Annotated in this window: 20 protein-coding genes; 9 read left to right on the forward strand and 11 right to left on the reverse strand. The window is 36.9% G+C overall.

All coding sequences use genetic code 11. The features are described 5' to 3' along the window. Positions 1 to 726 (forward strand): formyltetrahydrofolate deformylase (gene purU, locus K2N75_RS00425; RefSeq protein WP_297680971.1); only part of this gene is annotated, 726 nt, incomplete at its 5' end. A 299-nt stretch (positions 727 to 1,025) separates the two neighbouring features. Here the strand turns inward: purU and K2N75_RS00430 are convergent. After that, positions 1,026 to 1,349: a hypothetical protein gene (locus tag K2N75_RS00430; RefSeq protein ID WP_297680969.1), complete on the reverse strand. Its 324-nt coding sequence runs from the start codon at positions 1,347 to 1,349 to the stop codon at positions 1,026 to 1,028. A 111-nt stretch (positions 1,350 to 1,460) separates the two neighbouring features. Between K2N75_RS00430 and tatB the strand changes: the two genes are divergently transcribed. Genes tatB through K2N75_RS00470 form a run of 8 tightly spaced genes read left to right on the forward strand, consistent with a single transcriptional unit; the run spans position 1,461 to position 6,965 of the window. Then, a complete protein-coding gene (gene tatB, locus K2N75_RS00435; RefSeq protein ID WP_297680967.1) occupies positions 1,461 to 1,931 on the forward strand; it encodes a Sec-independent protein translocase protein TatB in 471 nt (156 codons plus the stop codon). Further along, the gene (gene tatC / locus K2N75_RS00440; protein ID WP_297680965.1) at positions 1,924 to 2,670 is read left to right on the forward strand and encodes a twin-arginine translocase subunit TatC; all 747 of its coding nucleotides are present in this window, start codon (positions 1,924 to 1,926) and stop codon (positions 2,668 to 2,670) included. Before tatB ends, tatC begins: the two co-directional genes overlap by 8 nt. Then, positions 2,671 to 3,780 (forward strand): tRNA preQ1(34) S-adenosylmethionine ribosyltransferase-isomerase QueA, encoded by a 1,110-nt coding sequence (gene queA, locus K2N75_RS00445; protein ID WP_297680963.1) that lies wholly within the window; start codon positions 2,671 to 2,673, stop codon positions 3,778 to 3,780. 17 nt (positions 3,781 to 3,797) lie between these two features. After that, positions 3,798 to 4,370 carry a 16S rRNA (guanine(527)-N(7))-methyltransferase RsmG gene (gene rsmG / locus K2N75_RS00450; protein WP_297680961.1) on the forward strand — a complete coding sequence of 191 codons (573 nt, stop codon included), beginning with the start codon at positions 3,798 to 3,800 and terminating at the stop codon, positions 4,368 to 4,370. Further along, on the forward strand, positions 4,364 to 4,579 hold the full coding sequence (locus tag K2N75_RS00455; protein WP_297680959.1) for a PP0621 family protein: 216 nt from the start codon (positions 4,364 to 4,366) through the stop codon (positions 4,577 to 4,579). The genes rsmG and K2N75_RS00455 overlap by 7 nt, the downstream gene beginning before the upstream one ends. A gap of 10 nt (positions 4,580 to 4,589) precedes the next feature. Continuing rightward, entirely contained in the window at positions 4,590 to 4,973 is a 384-nt protein-coding gene (locus K2N75_RS00460) for a hypothetical protein (protein WP_297680958.1), read from the forward strand. Beyond that, a complete protein-coding gene (locus K2N75_RS00465) occupies positions 4,960 to 5,622 on the forward strand; it encodes a Crp/Fnr family transcriptional regulator (RefSeq protein ID WP_297680957.1) in 663 nt (220 codons plus the stop codon). Before K2N75_RS00460 ends, K2N75_RS00465 begins: the two co-directional genes overlap by 14 nt. 2 nt (positions 5,623 to 5,624) lie before the next feature. Next, positions 5,625 to 6,965: a type IV pili methyl-accepting chemotaxis transducer N-terminal domain-containing protein gene (locus K2N75_RS00470; RefSeq protein ID WP_297680955.1), complete on the forward strand. Its 1,341-nt coding sequence runs from the start codon at positions 5,625 to 5,627 to the stop codon at positions 6,963 to 6,965. Positions 6,966 to 6,986: 21 nt separating this feature from the next. Here K2N75_RS00470 and K2N75_RS00475 read toward each other — a convergent pair whose 3' ends face one another. From K2N75_RS00475 to K2N75_RS00520, 10 genes are read right to left on the reverse strand one after another with little or no spacing between them, the layout of a single operon-like run. Further along, positions 6,987 to 7,898, reverse strand: a complete 912-nt coding sequence (locus K2N75_RS00475; protein WP_297680953.1) for a DMT family transporter — start codon at positions 7,896 to 7,898, stop codon at positions 6,987 to 6,989. Positions 7,899 to 7,950: 52 nt separating this feature from the next. Next, entirely contained in the window at positions 7,951 to 8,181 is a 231-nt protein-coding gene (locus tag K2N75_RS00480) for a DUF5408 family protein (RefSeq protein ID WP_297680951.1), read from the reverse strand. 11 nt (positions 8,182 to 8,192) lie between these two features. Then, the gene (locus tag K2N75_RS00485) at positions 8,193 to 9,032 is read right to left on the reverse strand and encodes a metal ABC transporter permease (RefSeq protein ID WP_297680949.1); all 840 of its coding nucleotides are present in this window, start codon (positions 9,030 to 9,032) and stop codon (positions 8,193 to 8,195) included. Then, on the reverse strand, positions 9,001 to 10,359 hold the full coding sequence (locus K2N75_RS00490; protein WP_297680947.1) for an FAD-dependent oxidoreductase: 1,359 nt from the start codon (positions 10,357 to 10,359) through the stop codon (positions 9,001 to 9,003). Before K2N75_RS00490 ends, K2N75_RS00485 begins: the two co-directional genes overlap by 32 nt. Beyond that, a complete protein-coding gene (locus K2N75_RS00495) occupies positions 10,352 to 11,107 on the reverse strand; it encodes a metal ABC transporter ATP-binding protein (RefSeq protein WP_297680945.1) in 756 nt (251 codons plus the stop codon). The genes K2N75_RS00490 and K2N75_RS00495 overlap by 8 nt, the downstream gene beginning before the upstream one ends. Next, a complete protein-coding gene (locus K2N75_RS00500) occupies positions 11,094 to 12,479 on the reverse strand; it encodes an SH3 domain-containing C40 family peptidase (RefSeq protein ID WP_297680943.1) in 1,386 nt (461 codons plus the stop codon). The genes K2N75_RS00495 and K2N75_RS00500 overlap by 14 nt, the downstream gene beginning before the upstream one ends. A 4-nt stretch (positions 12,480 to 12,483) precedes the next feature. Continuing rightward, positions 12,484 to 12,825, reverse strand: coding sequence for an arsenate reductase family protein (locus tag K2N75_RS00505; RefSeq protein WP_297680941.1), 342 nt, complete (start codon positions 12,823 to 12,825; stop codon positions 12,484 to 12,486). A gap of 10 nt (positions 12,826 to 12,835) precedes the next feature. Further along, a complete protein-coding gene (locus K2N75_RS00510) occupies positions 12,836 to 13,165 on the reverse strand; it encodes an AzlD domain-containing protein (RefSeq protein WP_297680939.1) in 330 nt (109 codons plus the stop codon). 14 nt (positions 13,166 to 13,179) lie between these two features. Beyond that, the gene (locus K2N75_RS00515; protein ID WP_297680937.1) at positions 13,180 to 13,872 is read right to left on the reverse strand and encodes an AzlC family ABC transporter permease; all 693 of its coding nucleotides are present in this window, start codon (positions 13,870 to 13,872) and stop codon (positions 13,180 to 13,182) included. Between the two features lie 46 nt (positions 13,873 to 13,918). Beyond that, positions 13,919 to 14,701 carry a putative metalloprotease CJM1_0395 family protein gene (locus K2N75_RS00520; RefSeq protein WP_297680935.1) on the reverse strand — a complete coding sequence of 261 codons (783 nt, stop codon included), beginning with the start codon at positions 14,699 to 14,701 and terminating at the stop codon, positions 13,919 to 13,921. Positions 14,702 to 14,773 lie beyond the last annotated feature (72 nt).

Genomic DNA, 14,773 nt, shown 5'->3' on the forward strand with positions numbered 1-14,773 from the left:
TTTGTAGATAAGGAGAATAATCTCTTTTTTATGCGCTCTGAAATGGAGGGAGATTGCTCCATAGAATCGTTACAAAAAGCAATCCGCTCCCTGCTTTCTCCACAGGCAAATATAGAAGTCTTTGAGGCAAAGCGAAAAAAAATCGTAATCTTATGCACAAAAGAAAATCATTGTTTGGGAGATTTACTGATTCGCTACGATAGTGGCGAGTTGAATGCAGATATTTTGGCTATTGTGTCTAATTACAAGATTTTAGAACCTTTATGCCAAAAGTTTGATTTGCCTTTTATCTGCATTCCTAGCGAAAACCTCGCCCGCGAGGAACACGAAGCAAAAGTCTTAGAAGCGCTAGAGAGATTCCCTAGTGATTATATCGTGCTTGCAAAATATATGCGTATTTTAAGCCCAAATTTTGTCAAAAGATTTGAGGGCAAGATTATCAACATTCACCACAGCTTTCTTCCTGCATTCATCGGGGCGAATCCCTACAAACAAGCGTATGAGCGCGGAGTGAAAATCATCGGGGCGACGGCACATTTTGTGAATAACGCACTAGATGAAGGACCCATTATCTATCAAGACATTACAAAAGTCAATCACGCAATGAGTTGGAAAGATATGCAAAAAAGCGGGCGTGATGTAGAGAAAATCGTGCTAGCAAAAGCTCTTAATCTCGCGTTAGAAGAAAAGATTTTTGTTTATAACAATAAAACCATTGTTTTTTAACCTTGCCTTGCGATTCGTAGTGTGAGGACTTGCCTAAAGCAACCTATACTTGGATTTTAGAAAAATAATACAAGAAAATTTTAGCAAGTGAGATTCTTAAATAATAGATTGTTTTACTTGCTCACAAAGATAGCTTGTTTTTGTCATTGCGAAGCCCTTTAGGGCTGTGGCAATCTATACTTTGGAATCTCGCAGAGCATTGGGATAGCAATTTGCCTAGCGCAAATCTATAATTTAGCATAAGTCAAACCAAATAAAATCTCAATCCTTGCGATTCCACACCTTGTGCGTTTTGGAATCTAAAATATGCTGAAGTTTTTACTTTGATTTTGTAATTGTATATCAGAAAAAATTTCTTTTTCTAAATAATACCATTCCAAATCCGAAGGAATAGAGGAATCAGGTAAAGATTGCGCGCTGCCACTTTCTCCAGCACTTTGCAAAGAGCGCACACTATATCCTGCAATCTCTCCACCCTTCATAAAATACGCTGTTACTCCAGCACCGATTCCAGCACCCAATAAAAATGCGTCCGTTTTAGGGGAAATACACCCTCCAAAAAATACTGCTACACACACAAGATACCCAAAAATACGCGCTTTATTGATAATTTTTTGCTTCATTGTCTGCCTTTTTCAAATAGGATTCTACCTTTTTCTAAGCACACTTTATTCCAAAATTGGATAGAATCGCAAACTTCAAGCAAAAAACTCACAAAAAGGTAAGGTTTCGCGATGTTTGGAATGGGATTTTTTGAAATTTTGATGATTGCAGTCGTAGCAATTATTTTCTTAGGACCAGAGAAATTGCCCAAAGCATTGGTAGATATGGCAAAATTCCTTAGGGTAGTCAAAAAAACAATGGACGACGCAAAAGAAAGTTTAGAACGCGAAGTCAATCTTAATAAAATCAAAGAAGAAGCCCTAGCCTACAAAAACAGCATTACACAAGAAGCCCAAAGCATAAGCAAAGATTTGGAGCTAAAAGACCTCAACTTAGACCTTGAACCAAATTCCTTACCCCAACAAAAGGAGAATCCACAAACAAGCCAAACTGCCACCAAAGATTCTACTTTAGAGACACCATCGCATTCGCAAAGTAGAGAAATCCAACCCAACAAGCTTGACAAAACGACTTTGAGCTTTGGCGAGAATCTAACAGAAGCGCAACCGCAAACCCAAACAACAAGGAATGAAAATGTTTGAAGATTTAAAGCCTCACATTCAGGATTTGCGAAAGTGTCTGATTCGCATTACTCTTGCGCTTCTTGTTACTTTTCTTGCCTCCTTTTATTTTTGGGAATTTATCCTAGATTGGATGGTTGCTCCTCTTAGCTCTGCACTTCCAAAGGGACGCGAAAGTGTAATTTTCACGCAAGTTGGGGAAGCATTTTTTACTGCTATTAAGGTAGCGTTTTTTAGTGGATTCATTTTTGCCTTGCCTGTGATTTTTTGGCAAATTTGGGCATTTGTCGCGCCCGGCTTATACGATAATGAAAAAAAGCTCGTGCTTCCTTTTGTGATTTTTGGAACATTTTTCTTTCTATGCGGCTGTGCTTTTGCCTATTACATTGCTTTCCCTATTGGCTTTGGATATTTAATCAACTTTGGCTCTCAACTTTTTACCGCACTTCCGAGCATAGGAGAATATGTCAGCTTTTTTGCTAAATTAATGGTTGGCTTTGGAATCTCTTTTGAACTCCCTGTGGTTACATTTTTCTTAGCAAAAATTGGGCTTATCACCGATAGAACCTTGAAAGAATATTTTAAATATGCCATTGTTTTTATCTTTGTCCTTGCGGCGATTCTCACTCCTCCTGATGTGCTTTCACAATTTTTAATGGCGATTCCGCTTGTTTTGCTTTATGGATTGTCTATTATGATTGCCAAAATGGTAAATCCTTACAAAGAATCGCAAGAAAAAGAAGAGGAAGCGGGAGAATAAATGCGCGAATTGCAACTTGAAAGCTATGATTATGTCTTGCCCAAAGAGCGCATTGCAACCTATCCCATTGCTCCAAAGGAAGCGGCAAAACTGCTAGTTTATGAACGTGCAAGCGATAAAATCATACATACAACTTTTAAGGATTTTGCAAACTTTCTACCACAAGAAACCTTGCTTGTTTTTAATAACACCAAAGTTTTACCCGCAAGACTCTATGGCACAAAAGTTGTGCAAGATTCTAAAAACCCTAGCGCAAAAGGTGCAAGGATTGAAGCACTTTTCCACAAAGAAATAACACCCAATGTCTATCTAATGCAATTTAAAGGGCGTTTGAAAGTCGGACATTTGGTTGTCTTTGAAGGAGGAATTTTTGCTAGAATCCTAAAAGACTATCAAGATTCCACACTTGGCGTAGGATTCAAAGAAGTAGAATTTTTCAAGATTCCACAACAAAGCTTGCCAAATTATCTACAATTCTTTTCCAAAACCCTAGAATCTCCTTTGAATCGTGCAGAGTTTTTTGAATTTTTAGAACACTTCGGACATATTCCTTTACCTCCTTATCTTAAGCGACAAGACACGCAAGCAGACAAAAAGGACTATCAAAGCGTCTTTGCCAAACATTTAGGGGCGATTGCCGCTCCAACTGCTTCCTTGCATTTTAGCGAGGAATCCTATAAAAATCTAAAACAAAACTTTCAAAGCGCAGAAATAACCTTGCACGTGGGTGCTGGGACTTTTGTAGGCGTGCAAAGTGAGAATATTTTAGCACACAAAATGCACAAAGAACATTTTTTTATCTCACAGGATTCTGCGGATAAAATCTATCAAGCCTCTCATATTACCGCTATTGGAACGACTGCCGCGCGCACGATTGAGGAATTTGCTAGAAATGGCAAGCTTAGTGGCGAATGTGATTTATTTTTGCACCCCCAAAACAAACCCCGCAAAACCAATGCGCTTTTAACAAACTTTCATCTACCAAAAACCACTCTTTTAATGCTTGTTGCTTCTTTTGTCGGCTTAGATACAATGCAGCGGCTCTACAAAGAGGCAATAGCGCGAAATTATCGCTTTTATTCCTATGGCGATGGAATGCTGATATTATAGATTCACAGGAAAACGCAATGAAAAATCTGCAAACCTCACAAATCACGCTCTTAGAATCTTATGCAAACCTACTTTTGCATTGGAATGCGATTCATAATTTAAGCGGAGCAAAGGACATACAAAGCATTCAAAAAAATATTCAAGATTCTCTCTATCCTTTGGATTTAAAAGAATTGAATCTACACACAAAAACAAGCCTACTAGATGTTGGGAGCGGCAATGGCTTCCCGAGTGTTCCTCTTGGAATCGCACTTGAGATTCCTACGATTCTCTGTGAGCCCAATGCCAAAAAAGCTGCTTTTTTGCAAAATATTAAAGCAAATTTAAACCTAAAAAACTTTACAATTCAACGCAAAAAGATAGAATCGCTAGAGTTAGAAACCAAGCCAAATCTAATCACTTCAAGGGCAACTTTTAACATAAAAATTTTTTTAGAAAAGTGTAGCAGGCACATTGCAAAAGAAACGACTATCTTGCTCTATAAGGGTTCAAACTTTGAAAATGAGATTCCAAAAGGCTTAAAATATACGCATTTTCAAAAGGGCTTATTGCATTATCTTGTCATTTTAGGGGAGAATTTAAAATGTTAAAATTTTTTTTATTGATTTTATTCTTAGTTGGCGTGTATTTGCTTTTCTTTCGTAAAAACCAACAAAAACCAACAAAAAAGGACTTCCAATCAACGCAAGATTCTATTATGCTTGAATGCGCACAATGCGGAACTTATGTTTCAAACGAAGAAGTAATTATTAAAGATGGCAAATATTATTGCTCCAAAGAATGTGCCAAACTTGCTTAAAGGATAAAAAATGCTGATTTTGAATCACCCTTGTATTCAACCCCTAAATCTTGTTTGCATTTCTTCCCAAGAACAAATCACCCATTCTTTGCCCTCTGATTTTTTGGTGCTTTCTTGCGATTCTTTTACGCAAACCTTAGCTCTAGCGCGTTTTTGTAATAGCAATGCTCTAGCTTATGCAAGTTTTGTTGGAAATATCAAAGAAGCCCTATTTTTAGTTAATTTAAATGTGCGATTCTTGCTTTGTAGAGAAATCCACCTTGCAAAAGCTTTGCAAAAACTCGCAGAAACCTATCTCTTTGATGCAAAAATTTTACTTTGCATTCAAGAAGAACAAGAAATTGAAAAAACTGCGGAATACGGCATTGATGGGGTGATTTTTGGCAATCTTTGATACTTTAGAATCCTGCGCTCCTTTTAATGCTTTAGCTAAAGAGGACTTGCGGCTTTTAAGCGAGATTACAACCTTAAAAACTTTTGCTGCCAAAGAAATGGTGCTTTATGAACAAACACGCGTTTCCTCTTTGTTTTTCTTATGCAAAGGATTGCTAAAACTCTACAAAGTTGGACGCTTTGATAATGAAGTGTTTTTGGGACTTTTAGAAAATGGGCTTTTGTTGGACTTTAACTCCAAAAACACAAGAGGAGAGTTTCTCTCTTTTGCAAATCTTGAATGTGTGGAGGATTCTCTCATTGCCTGTTTTGATGGACAAAAACTAGCACAAATTTTGGAGCAAAATCCTTCTATTTTGGCTTTATTTTTCAAAGAAACGACAAAGAAAATCGCACTTTTTGAGGAGGTGATTCAAAAGAATCTCATCTTTGATAGCACCGCAAAAATTGCCTATACGCTTTATTTCCATTTGGATAGTTTCAATGCACACAAAAAGCAAGAAAATGCTGCTTTTTTAAATATTCAGCCAGAAACTCTTTCTAGGACTTTGAAAAAACTTCATCGTGATAATATTTTGCTCACCAACAAACAAGGCAAGATTGAGATTATCAATCCACAAAAACTTCATAATATTTTTAAACAGGATTAAGAATGACAAAAATTGTAACGCGCCTCATCATACTTGGGATTCTTACAACCTTTTGTGTTGGGGTAATGATTTTCTCTGTAATCTTTATCAACCAGCTTGGAATCCAAGATGGCTATATCATCAATATTGCGGGAAAAGAGCGAATGCTCACACAAAAAATCACAAAAGAAATTTTCCTTATTAACTCTCAAAATAGCCAAGACTATACTGCGCTTAACCTTGCCCTAGAAGAATTTGAAAACAACCTAAACACTTTGCGCTTTGGCAATGAACAAAAAGATGTGAATCCCCCCACTAAAACAACAATTATTGCAAAACTAGAAGCGATTGCTATGCAATGGACGCACTTCAAAACTATTGTAGAGGATTTTAAAACAACTTCTAGCAAACTTTATGAAGATAGAAAATTTTTAGATGAAAATAACATCAAAATGTTACTTCTCTCCGATAACATCGTCAAAGCAATGGTGGAATCCAAAATGCCTGCCCATCTTATTGATGATTCTGGGCGTCAGCGAATGCTCACACAGCGAATGGCATATCTAATGACGCGTTATTTTCATATTTGGGACGACAAATCCTATCGTGTTTTTAAAGAGAGTCATACCCTTTATCATACCATTATCACAGATTTTTATAAAAATACCGACTACAAACGTTTTCCAAAACTTGCCAAATCCATTCAAGAAGCCTATGAATTTTGGCAAATTTACTCCAAACACATTGACAATGTTTTAAACCTGCAAGAACATATTGTAGAGGATTTAAAGCAAATCACATCGCAAAATACCGCGATTTTAAATGAAATTGATTGGACGGTGAATCTTTATTCTGATATTTCTATCCACCAACGCGCCTATTTAGAGAAATTTCAATATGTCGCGGCATTTATTATGCTATTGCTTGGATTCTACTCTATTTACAATCTCTTAAACATTAGAGCCCATTTGGGACGCTTTTTGCAAAAAACCCAACTCCTTGCAAGCGGCAAACTTAATCAAAATCTTTCCGAGGCGATTCAGCTAGAAGGAGAAAGCGAACTCTCTCAAGCCTCACAGAATCTTTCACATTTTTTGCAAAGCATAGAACAAACCAAAGAAACCTCCAAACAAGCCATTCATTTAAGCGAACTCATCAATGAAGAAATTGAAAATATTAGCGAAGAGATTAGGCATAAACTTGCCTTTGCAAAAATCAGCGAGGAAAGACGCAAAAGCATAGAGGGCAGCATTAATCTAAGTGAAGATATTGCAATCCAATCTAGCGAACAACTCATCATTACCGCAAGATTGCTTGACAAGCTCCATAGAATCTTAAAAGAAATTGAAAATTGTTGTGAATGAAAATGCTTTGCAAAACTACAATCAAGATTCTTTTGATTTCTTACCAAAATGTTTGGGCTGATAAAGATTGATAAGATAGGTCGCAAAAACCGCAAGGCTTCCTCCAATGAGCGTTAAAACACTTGGAATCTCTCCTAGAATGATAAAACTACTGATTAATGCAGTCGCTGGCACAAGCAGATTAAAGGAGCTTGCTTGCGTTGCCCCTACGCGTGCAACTCCCATATAGTAAATGCTTGTTCCCACAGCAGTAGATAATACCGCTACGATAAACATCATCCACCAAAATCTAGACTCAAAAGTAAAAACATCTAACATTGCAGGCTGAAAGAAAAAAATAGGCGAAAACAATAACACGCTTAAAAAAGTAATGTATAGATTAATCGCTACAGGGTGGATTCTAAGATTGCGACAAGCAAGAGTTAAAATTGCCCAATCCAACGCACAAAGCACAAAAAATACATTCGCTTTGCCAAAGAGTTGTTGCCAACTTCCTAAATCTAGCAAACAAATTCCCGCAAGGATTCCTAGAAATAAACCAACAATCTCATTTGTTTTCATCACTTTTGTGGAATCTTTTTTGAACTTATAAAATCCAAAAGTCAAAAGATAGGCAAATATCGGGATTAATGTTGTTACAAGCACTCCACTTTTCCCCGCGCTACCATAATTCAAACCAATAAAATACATAATAGAATACAAACAATTCAAAAAAGCTGCCAACGATAAAAACTTCAATGCATGCTTGTCAATCCGCAAAGGAATCTTAAGAAAAAAGACTATCACACAAGAAGCAAGCAAGGCAAAGAAAAACCGCCAAAAGGCGACTACATCTGCGCTTGCATACTCAATCAAAACCTTACTAGCAGCCCAAGAAGCACCCCAAAAAGCCATCGCCATTACAAGTAAAATATAAAAAAGAATATTTTTCATAATTCTTTAGAAGCCTTATCCCAGATTCTTAAGCTAACTTACTATGCAAATTTTATTGATTTACCCTTAAAGAATCAAGAGTTTTTTCTAATTTTTCTAAGCGCAGCGCATATTCTTTTTGCATTTTTACAAGATTAGCTGTCGCTGTGATTTGATTAAGCGACACCCAAAGACTAATGGAAGCAAAAATAACTAGAATCACGCAAGCAATAAGAGAGATTTTAACCGCTTTTAATGCCGTTTTTTGCGCTCTTTCTAAGGTAATTTGTTCATTTTCTTGCATAAGGAATCCTTTTAAATAGTTTGAAGTTTATAAAAACGATGAAAAACAGCCAACAAAAAGGAAAAAATTGCCAAAATCATCACAATGCTTGCTCCTGCTTGCAAGTCATAAAAGTAAGCCACTGCGATTCCACATAGCATACACACAAATGAAATCAAGCTTGCTCCAAACATCATTTTTGCAAGAGAAGTTGTAAAAATCTCACTGCAATAGGCAGGAATGCTCAAAAGTGCAACGATTAAAATAATGCCAACAGAACGCATAGAAATCACGATTCCCAAAGCAATCAAAATCATTAAAAGAATACTAAAGAATCTTGTATTAACGCCTTGTAATTGCGTAAATTCGTTGTCATACGAGATTCCAAGAATGATACGATAAAAGAATCCCACAAAAGCAATCAAAAAGAGACCAAAACCAACCATTAAATAAATATCGCTTTCTGTGATACTCAAAATACTGCCAAACAAATATCCCATAAAGTCTTTATTATAACCCGGTGTTAATTCTACCAAAATCACGCCTAATGCCATACCAAAAGCCCATAATGAGCCAATCAGAGAATCTAAACGCTCTTTGGCAAAAAGCAACATATAGGCTAAAAGAATCGCACAAAAAATGCCAAATCCTGTCGCTCCTACAAGAATCGGTAGCCCAAAAAATGCCGCGATTCCAACCCCTCCATAAACACTATGTGCGATTCCACCCGCAACAAACACCATACGATTGGTTACAACCAATGTGCCAATGATTCCACAAATAATACTTGTGCAAAATGCACCCCAAAGGGCGTTTTGCACAAAAGTATATCCCAAAAGTTCAATCAACGAGCCACTCCAAGCTTTCTTCATTTAATTCAGTCTTGATAATATCCATTTTAATCGTTGCATTAAGATATTCTGTAATTTCAAGCATATCAATCAGTGCGTTACGCATACAGCTTGTTGCACCGGGACTTGGTGTCATATTAAAGGTAATTCCCTCTCCGCTTTTAATCTTTTTTTCTCCCAAAACAAGCTTTTTGGCTTTTTTGTCAAGCACTTGCGGACGGATTCCACCAAAACCACTCGCATAAGTCAAATCCTCTAATGTGATAGAGGGAATTATCTTTTGCGCTTCTTTGATAAAAAATCTTTTTCCAATCACAGGAACTTCATACAAGAAATTTCGCAAAATATAATTACGAATCTCACTATCTGAAAATAAATCCCACATAATTTTTGTTGTCGCTGTTTCTCCAAATCCAGAAGTCTTAAAGAAATCCAAATAAGTTCCGGGCTTGAATCTCTCCAATTTAGGCAAAGAAAGAGCAGTTGGACCCAAACGATTCTTACCCTTTGCTACGACATCAGGGTCGCCGTGAATTGCTGCAAAAGGTAGTTTAGGGTGTTGCACCGTATAGACTTTGCCCCTTAGCTTGTCGCCGGGAATAAAGAAAAAGCTTCCTGCCACAGGCAAGCAACCAAGCTCTAAGCCAAACCCCATATTCTGCGCCAGAAACAAAGAATGTGCTCCAGCATTGACTAACACAAAAGACGCACTAAGAGGCTCTTTGCCTTTTGCGCGAATCGTATATCTCCCATCACCTTGCTTGATAATATCTTGCACTTGATAGTTAAAAATCGCTTTGTGTTCGCCAAATACGCTTTGCTCTACCATATGATGCGCCACAGAACAAAAGTCCATTGCACAGAAACTTTTGCGGGTTCCAGAACCTACCACATTCTCTGCGCGGTCGCTTCCATCTGCTAGCTTAATGACATTAGGCTCAATCTCTTTGATGTCCTCTTTGGTAAAAAATTCCAATTCCGGATAAATCTCCTTAAATTCCTCGTGACGTTTTTGCATAAATTCTACTTCTTTATCCCCTACCCCAATCGCCATTTTTTGATATTCAAAAATACTTTTGTTTTGTAATTGATGAAATAAAGCATAAGAAACTAGCATTTTTGCTGACCTTGCAACCTTTTTTGCCTTTTCAAAAGTATAATTCGTCTCAATATCGCCTGCGTGAATGGTTTGAGAATTATTATTACCACTAGAACTAAGCGTAGCGGGTGCTTCGTATTTTTCTAGTAAAACCACTCGCTTTAAATCTGTATAATGCGTCAGCACATAAAACAACGCACTTCCTGAAATTCCAGCACCAATAATTGCCACATCATAAGAATTATTCATTTTTACCTCCTCTATTAGAGTGCCACAAACCCATAAGCTCTACTTCACAGAAATGTTTATCTCCTATACTAGAGGAGACATTCACATCACTTGGTAAGTTATGCGTTGTAACTTCTTTATTAACATATAAAACTTTTTTTGCATATCCTAGCAAAACGGACACATCATGACTAATCATTAGGATAGTCTTTTCTTGATTGATTTGTCGCAACAAATCATAAATTTCTTTTTGATTCTTTTGGTCAATACTTGCCGTAGGCTCATCTAAGACCAAAAGGTTGGGATTACCGCATAATGCACGCGCAATCAGCACTCTTTGTCTCTGTCCTCCAGAGAGCTCACCGACTTTTTTATGCGCAAAGGATTCCAAATGAAATTGTTCTAATCTCTCCATTGCAATTTTCTTTGCATTTTTGGGTAAAAATCCACCAAAAAATTTAGGTTTTAAAAACCCCATCATTACAACCTCAAGTGCTGTAATGGGAAAATGACGATTTAAAAAAGTATTTTGTGGCACATAGCCAATGCACAAATCTTTATTCTTTATAATTTCTCCACTTGTTGGTTTTAACAATCCAACCAAAAGACGCGCTAATGTGCTTTTACCGCCACCATTTGGTCCAATGATTGCCCAAAAATCACCTTCACAAATCGTCCAATCCACATTATACAAAATTCGCTCTTTGGTAAAATAAAATTTAACGTTTTTACATTCAATAATTTTTTTATCGTTCTTATTTTGTACCATCAAATTCACTTTCTAAAAGCAAATTTCGCATACCATAAATGCGGTCAATCAGCAATTTATCTTGATGAATGCCCTGTATATGCTTGCCAATTTCAATTGGAGTAATCACAATTTGACCAAGAATTTTTCTTCCCTCTTGTGTTTCATTTTGTAGCGTTCTTAAACCCCAAATATCATGCAGAATATAAATTTGCCCATCTAGCTCTCCAATGTAAAGCATAATATGTCCTTTCATACCAAGCAATGTTGCGAAAGGCACAGCTTGTTGTTGGATAAAATCTTTCTTTTGTTCAACATTTAAATGACTCAAATCAAAATACAATGTAGAATCTTTGTTTTCTTGAATGCTTTTTTGCCGCATTTGTGCTTGTGAATTTCTCAAAAGATAAAATCCAAAATTTCCCAAAATATCGCGCAAAAACATAGAGCAATCCCGATTTCCAAACATTCCACCCCAACCATATTTTTCACCTACGATTCCTTGTGCTAAGCTAGCAACTGCTTGAGCAGAAAAATTCATCGGAAATTTATCAAAAGCATCTTGATTTAATGCCACTTTAAGGGCATAAGCATATCCGCGAGAATTGCGCAAAAAGATTTGGCTTTCATATTGTGTTTTTGTGCTACCAAGCAATGGCAAAAGCATTCCAATACGCGCAGATTCCAAATATTCTTGATGAGAATTTTTAATGGGTGTTAAATCCTTCTTAACAACTAAGAAATCTTGCATTTGCTTTAAACTTTGCACCTGATTGTCATTTAAGATTCCAACATCTAATGCCAAAATCCACCCACTTACAAAACCACTTTCAACAAATGCCCATTTACCCGAACGCGAATAATGCGTAATCAACACAGGAGTGCCTACATAAATCGCAGAATTTTGCCAATTATCAAAGGGAAATCCTTTTCCTGCTTGGTTTGGGTTAGAAAATTGAGGTTTGTTTGTTGGCAAAACGCGCAAATTAGAATTGCGTGTAATAATTGCCGGTTTTTTTACGCTTGGATAGGCTTCCAAATTGGCTTCAGATTCCAACTCCTCAATTTCTTCTTTCTGATAAGGAAGTAAATTTTCTCCAAACCCCAAATCTTGATAAGCTTCTCTCAAACCCCATTGAAGCTCCTTAACATTATGTTTAGGTTTTTTATCAAAAGGAGAGAAAAAATAAGTCAAATATTCTTTCTTTAAAGCAAGTTTTTTGGTGTTATCCAAATTATGCGATTCCTTTACAAACAAGCTTAAATCTTGCGGAGGCAAGGGAACTACAATCTCTTGAGGATTCTCTATTACTTTTGTCGCACAACCACTTAAAATTGCCACAACAAAGAGTGTTAAAATCAAAGAAATAATGTGCATATTTTTGATTTGCATTGATTTATCCTTGCACCTTTTGATAAGCTTCTTCATCAAAGCCTACAATAACTCCATTAGAATACACCATTACCGGTCGCTTAATCAACATTGGCTCTTTTATTAGCCACTCTTTTATTTTCGCAGGTGTTAATTGCAATTCTTTTAGCCCCAATTTTTTATAAGTTGTGCCTTTTTTATTGAATAGCACTTCCAAAGGAACAAATTTCAGCCAATATTCCAAATCTTGAGAGGTAGGTGGTGTTGTTTTAAAATCTATCAATGTGTAAGGGATTCCTTTAGAATCCAAAAAATTTAATGCTTTTTTCACGCTTCCACAATTTTTAATTCCATAAATTTTTATCATTCCAGCCCTTTTAAAATATTTTTAACGCAAAAATATAAAAAATAATTCCTGCAAATATGCTTAATACAGAGTTTTTCGTCAGCATAAAACACAAGGTTGCACAAGCGATTCCGCCTATTTCATAAAGTCCATAAGTTTCACTCCAAGCCGTGTCTTTCAAGCTAAAGAAAACCAAAAGCGTCATAATCAATAAAGGCATTGTTTCTTGCAAGTAACGCAAAAGCGGCTGATTGGTCGCATTTTTAAAAGCAAAAAAAGGCAAAAATCGCGTCAAAGCCGTGCCAAAAGATGCAGCAAAAATCGCCCAAAAAATATAAACTGCGGTTAAGTCTTCACTCATCTGCGCTTCCATTTCTACCTTTTAATTTTCAACCAACACATCGTGGAATTCTTTGCAATCCATTTTCTAAAAATCAATAGAATCGCGATTCCACACACCATACTTAAAATCAAAAATTGCTCTTTGGGAAAAACCATAAGCCCCACAACTCCAAGCACCAAAGCAAGATAAAAAGGATTCCGATTTTTGGAGTTTTTCAACAACGCAAGCGTTAGCACACTAAAAAGTGCTGTCAATGCAAACTCAACTCCTTGCGGTTGGAATCCTAATTGCTCTCCCAAAAAGATTCCGATTCCACAACCCAAAATCCAATAAATATGGTCAAAAAAAGTAATATAAAGATAATTTATCTCCATTTCCTTTGGCGTAAGATTCAAGGTTTCTTTGTTTGTTTTTAACACTGCAAAAGTTTCATCTGTCAAACCAAACAAAATATAATATTTGCCAATCCCAAAGTTCTTGATTTCATCTGTAATGGCAAGGGAATAAAACATATGGCGAATATTTAGAAAAAACGAAGCTAGAGCAATTTCTAAAAATCCTGCGTGAATGGAAAGCAAGGAGATAAGCAAAAACTGCCCTGCTCCTGTAAAAATTAAAATTGCACTCAAGATTCCAAAATACCAAGCCAAATGCAACTTAGAAAACAGAATCCCAAACGCAATTCCAAGCGGCAAATAACCCATAAAAACCGGTAAAGTTTGCACAAAACTTCTAAACAATATCTCAACCCAAAAAAGCAAAAATCATCAATTAACCTGCAATCTCAAACTGCGGAATGTAAGAATTGCTCACTGCATTTGCAGCATAGCTTTTTACCATATATTCAAAAAGCTTTTTTTGTTGTTCCTTGTCGGTAGTATTTTGCGATTCTGCATTTGTGCTACTTGTATCAGTAGCCGTATTATTTGTGGTTGCAAAACCCTGCTTGGAATCCTGTGCCCCATTTTCTACCGCAACAGAATCCTTTGTAGAATCTGCTTCTTGGGATTCTTCGCTCTCTCTTGTCTGCTCTTTAAGCTCCTCTGCTCGCTCTTGTGCTTGCTCACTTCTTGCTTGCGCTTCCATTTGCGCAGCATTTGCAGCAACCTTGTAATCCTGCGGACTAGGGTCTGCTGGAGCCATTGCAGCAGAGGCAATCTGACGTGCATTTTGGATAGTCTCCTCTGGCGTTCTACCCTCTTTCATAGAGATTGGAACTTCGCCTGATGTTGCATACATTTTACCATCAGGTCCGCGTGTATAGCCAAAACTCGCCCCACCGCTTACGACACCTGCACCCGCACCGACATGTGCAGCTTCGTGCGCCCGCACACTTGCGTCAATAGCTGCTAGCTCACGCACATATTGTTGCTCGCTTGCATCTAATTTCTCTCCGTTAGGGGCTTCTGGAGCAGTTTCATCTGTATTTTGCGATTCTTTTGTATTATCTTGTATTTCCTCTGTTGGCTTACTAAAATCTCCTTGAGAATCTTGTGCTTTAAAATAATTGGAGTAATTTTGCAAATTAAAGTAAGCATTTGTTCCTATCTGCATCTGTATCTCCTTAATCCATTTATTTAAATATCTGTCTATAATACACATCTACGAGCCCACGAGACGCTCATG

It is taken from the genome of Helicobacter sp., from assembly GCF_029067145.1.
Lineage (GTDB): Bacteria > Campylobacterota > Campylobacteria > Campylobacterales > Helicobacteraceae > Helicobacter_D.

Bases quoted from the DNA above. Each gene is read 5' to 3' on its own strand.
- K2N75_RS00430 (WP_297680969.1), bottom strand. From the start codon at position 1,349: ATGAAGCAAAAAATTATCAATAAAGCGCGTATTTTTGGGTATCTTGTG.
- tatB (WP_297680967.1), top strand. From the start codon at position 1,461: ATGTTTGGAATGGGATTTTTTGAAATTTTGATGATTGCAGTCGTAGCA.
- tatC (WP_297680965.1), top strand. From the start codon at position 1,924: ATGTTTGAAGATTTAAAGCCTCACATTCAGGATTTGCGAAAGTGTCTG.
- queA (WP_297680963.1), top strand. From the start codon at position 2,671: ATGCGCGAATTGCAACTTGAAAGCTATGATTATGTCTTGCCCAAAGAG.
- rsmG (WP_297680961.1), top strand. From the start codon at position 3,798: ATGAAAAATCTGCAAACCTCACAAATCACGCTCTTAGAATCTTATGCA.
- K2N75_RS00455 (WP_297680959.1), top strand. From the start codon at position 4,364: ATGTTAAAATTTTTTTTATTGATTTTATTCTTAGTTGGCGTGTATTTG.
- K2N75_RS00460 (WP_297680958.1), top strand. From the start codon at position 4,590: ATGCTGATTTTGAATCACCCTTGTATTCAACCCCTAAATCTTGTTTGC.
- K2N75_RS00470 (WP_297680955.1), top strand. From the start codon at position 5,625: ATGACAAAAATTGTAACGCGCCTCATCATACTTGGGATTCTTACAACC.
- K2N75_RS00475 (WP_297680953.1), bottom strand. From the start codon at position 7,898: ATGAAAAATATTCTTTTTTATATTTTACTTGTAATGGCGATGGCTTTT.
- K2N75_RS00480 (WP_297680951.1), bottom strand. From the start codon at position 8,181: ATGCAAGAAAATGAACAAATTACCTTAGAAAGAGCGCAAAAAACGGCA.
- K2N75_RS00485 (WP_297680949.1), bottom strand. From the start codon at position 9,032: ATGAAGAAAGCTTGGAGTGGCTCGTTGATTGAACTTTTGGGATATACT.
- K2N75_RS00490 (WP_297680947.1), bottom strand. From the start codon at position 10,359: ATGAATAATTCTTATGATGTGGCAATTATTGGTGCTGGAATTTCAGGA.
- K2N75_RS00495 (WP_297680945.1), bottom strand. From the start codon at position 11,107: ATGGTACAAAATAAGAACGATAAAAAAATTATTGAATGTAAAAACGTT.
- K2N75_RS00500 (WP_297680943.1), bottom strand. From the start codon at position 12,479: ATGCAAATCAAAAATATGCACATTATTTCTTTGATTTTAACACTCTTT.
- K2N75_RS00505 (WP_297680941.1), bottom strand. From the start codon at position 12,825: ATGATAAAAATTTATGGAATTAAAAATTGTGGAAGCGTGAAAAAAGCA.
- K2N75_RS00510 (WP_297680939.1), bottom strand. From the start codon at position 13,165: ATGAGTGAAGACTTAACCGCAGTTTATATTTTTTGGGCGATTTTTGCT.
- K2N75_RS00520 (WP_297680935.1), bottom strand. From the start codon at position 14,701: ATGCAGATAGGAACAAATGCTTACTTTAATTTGCAAAATTACTCCAAT.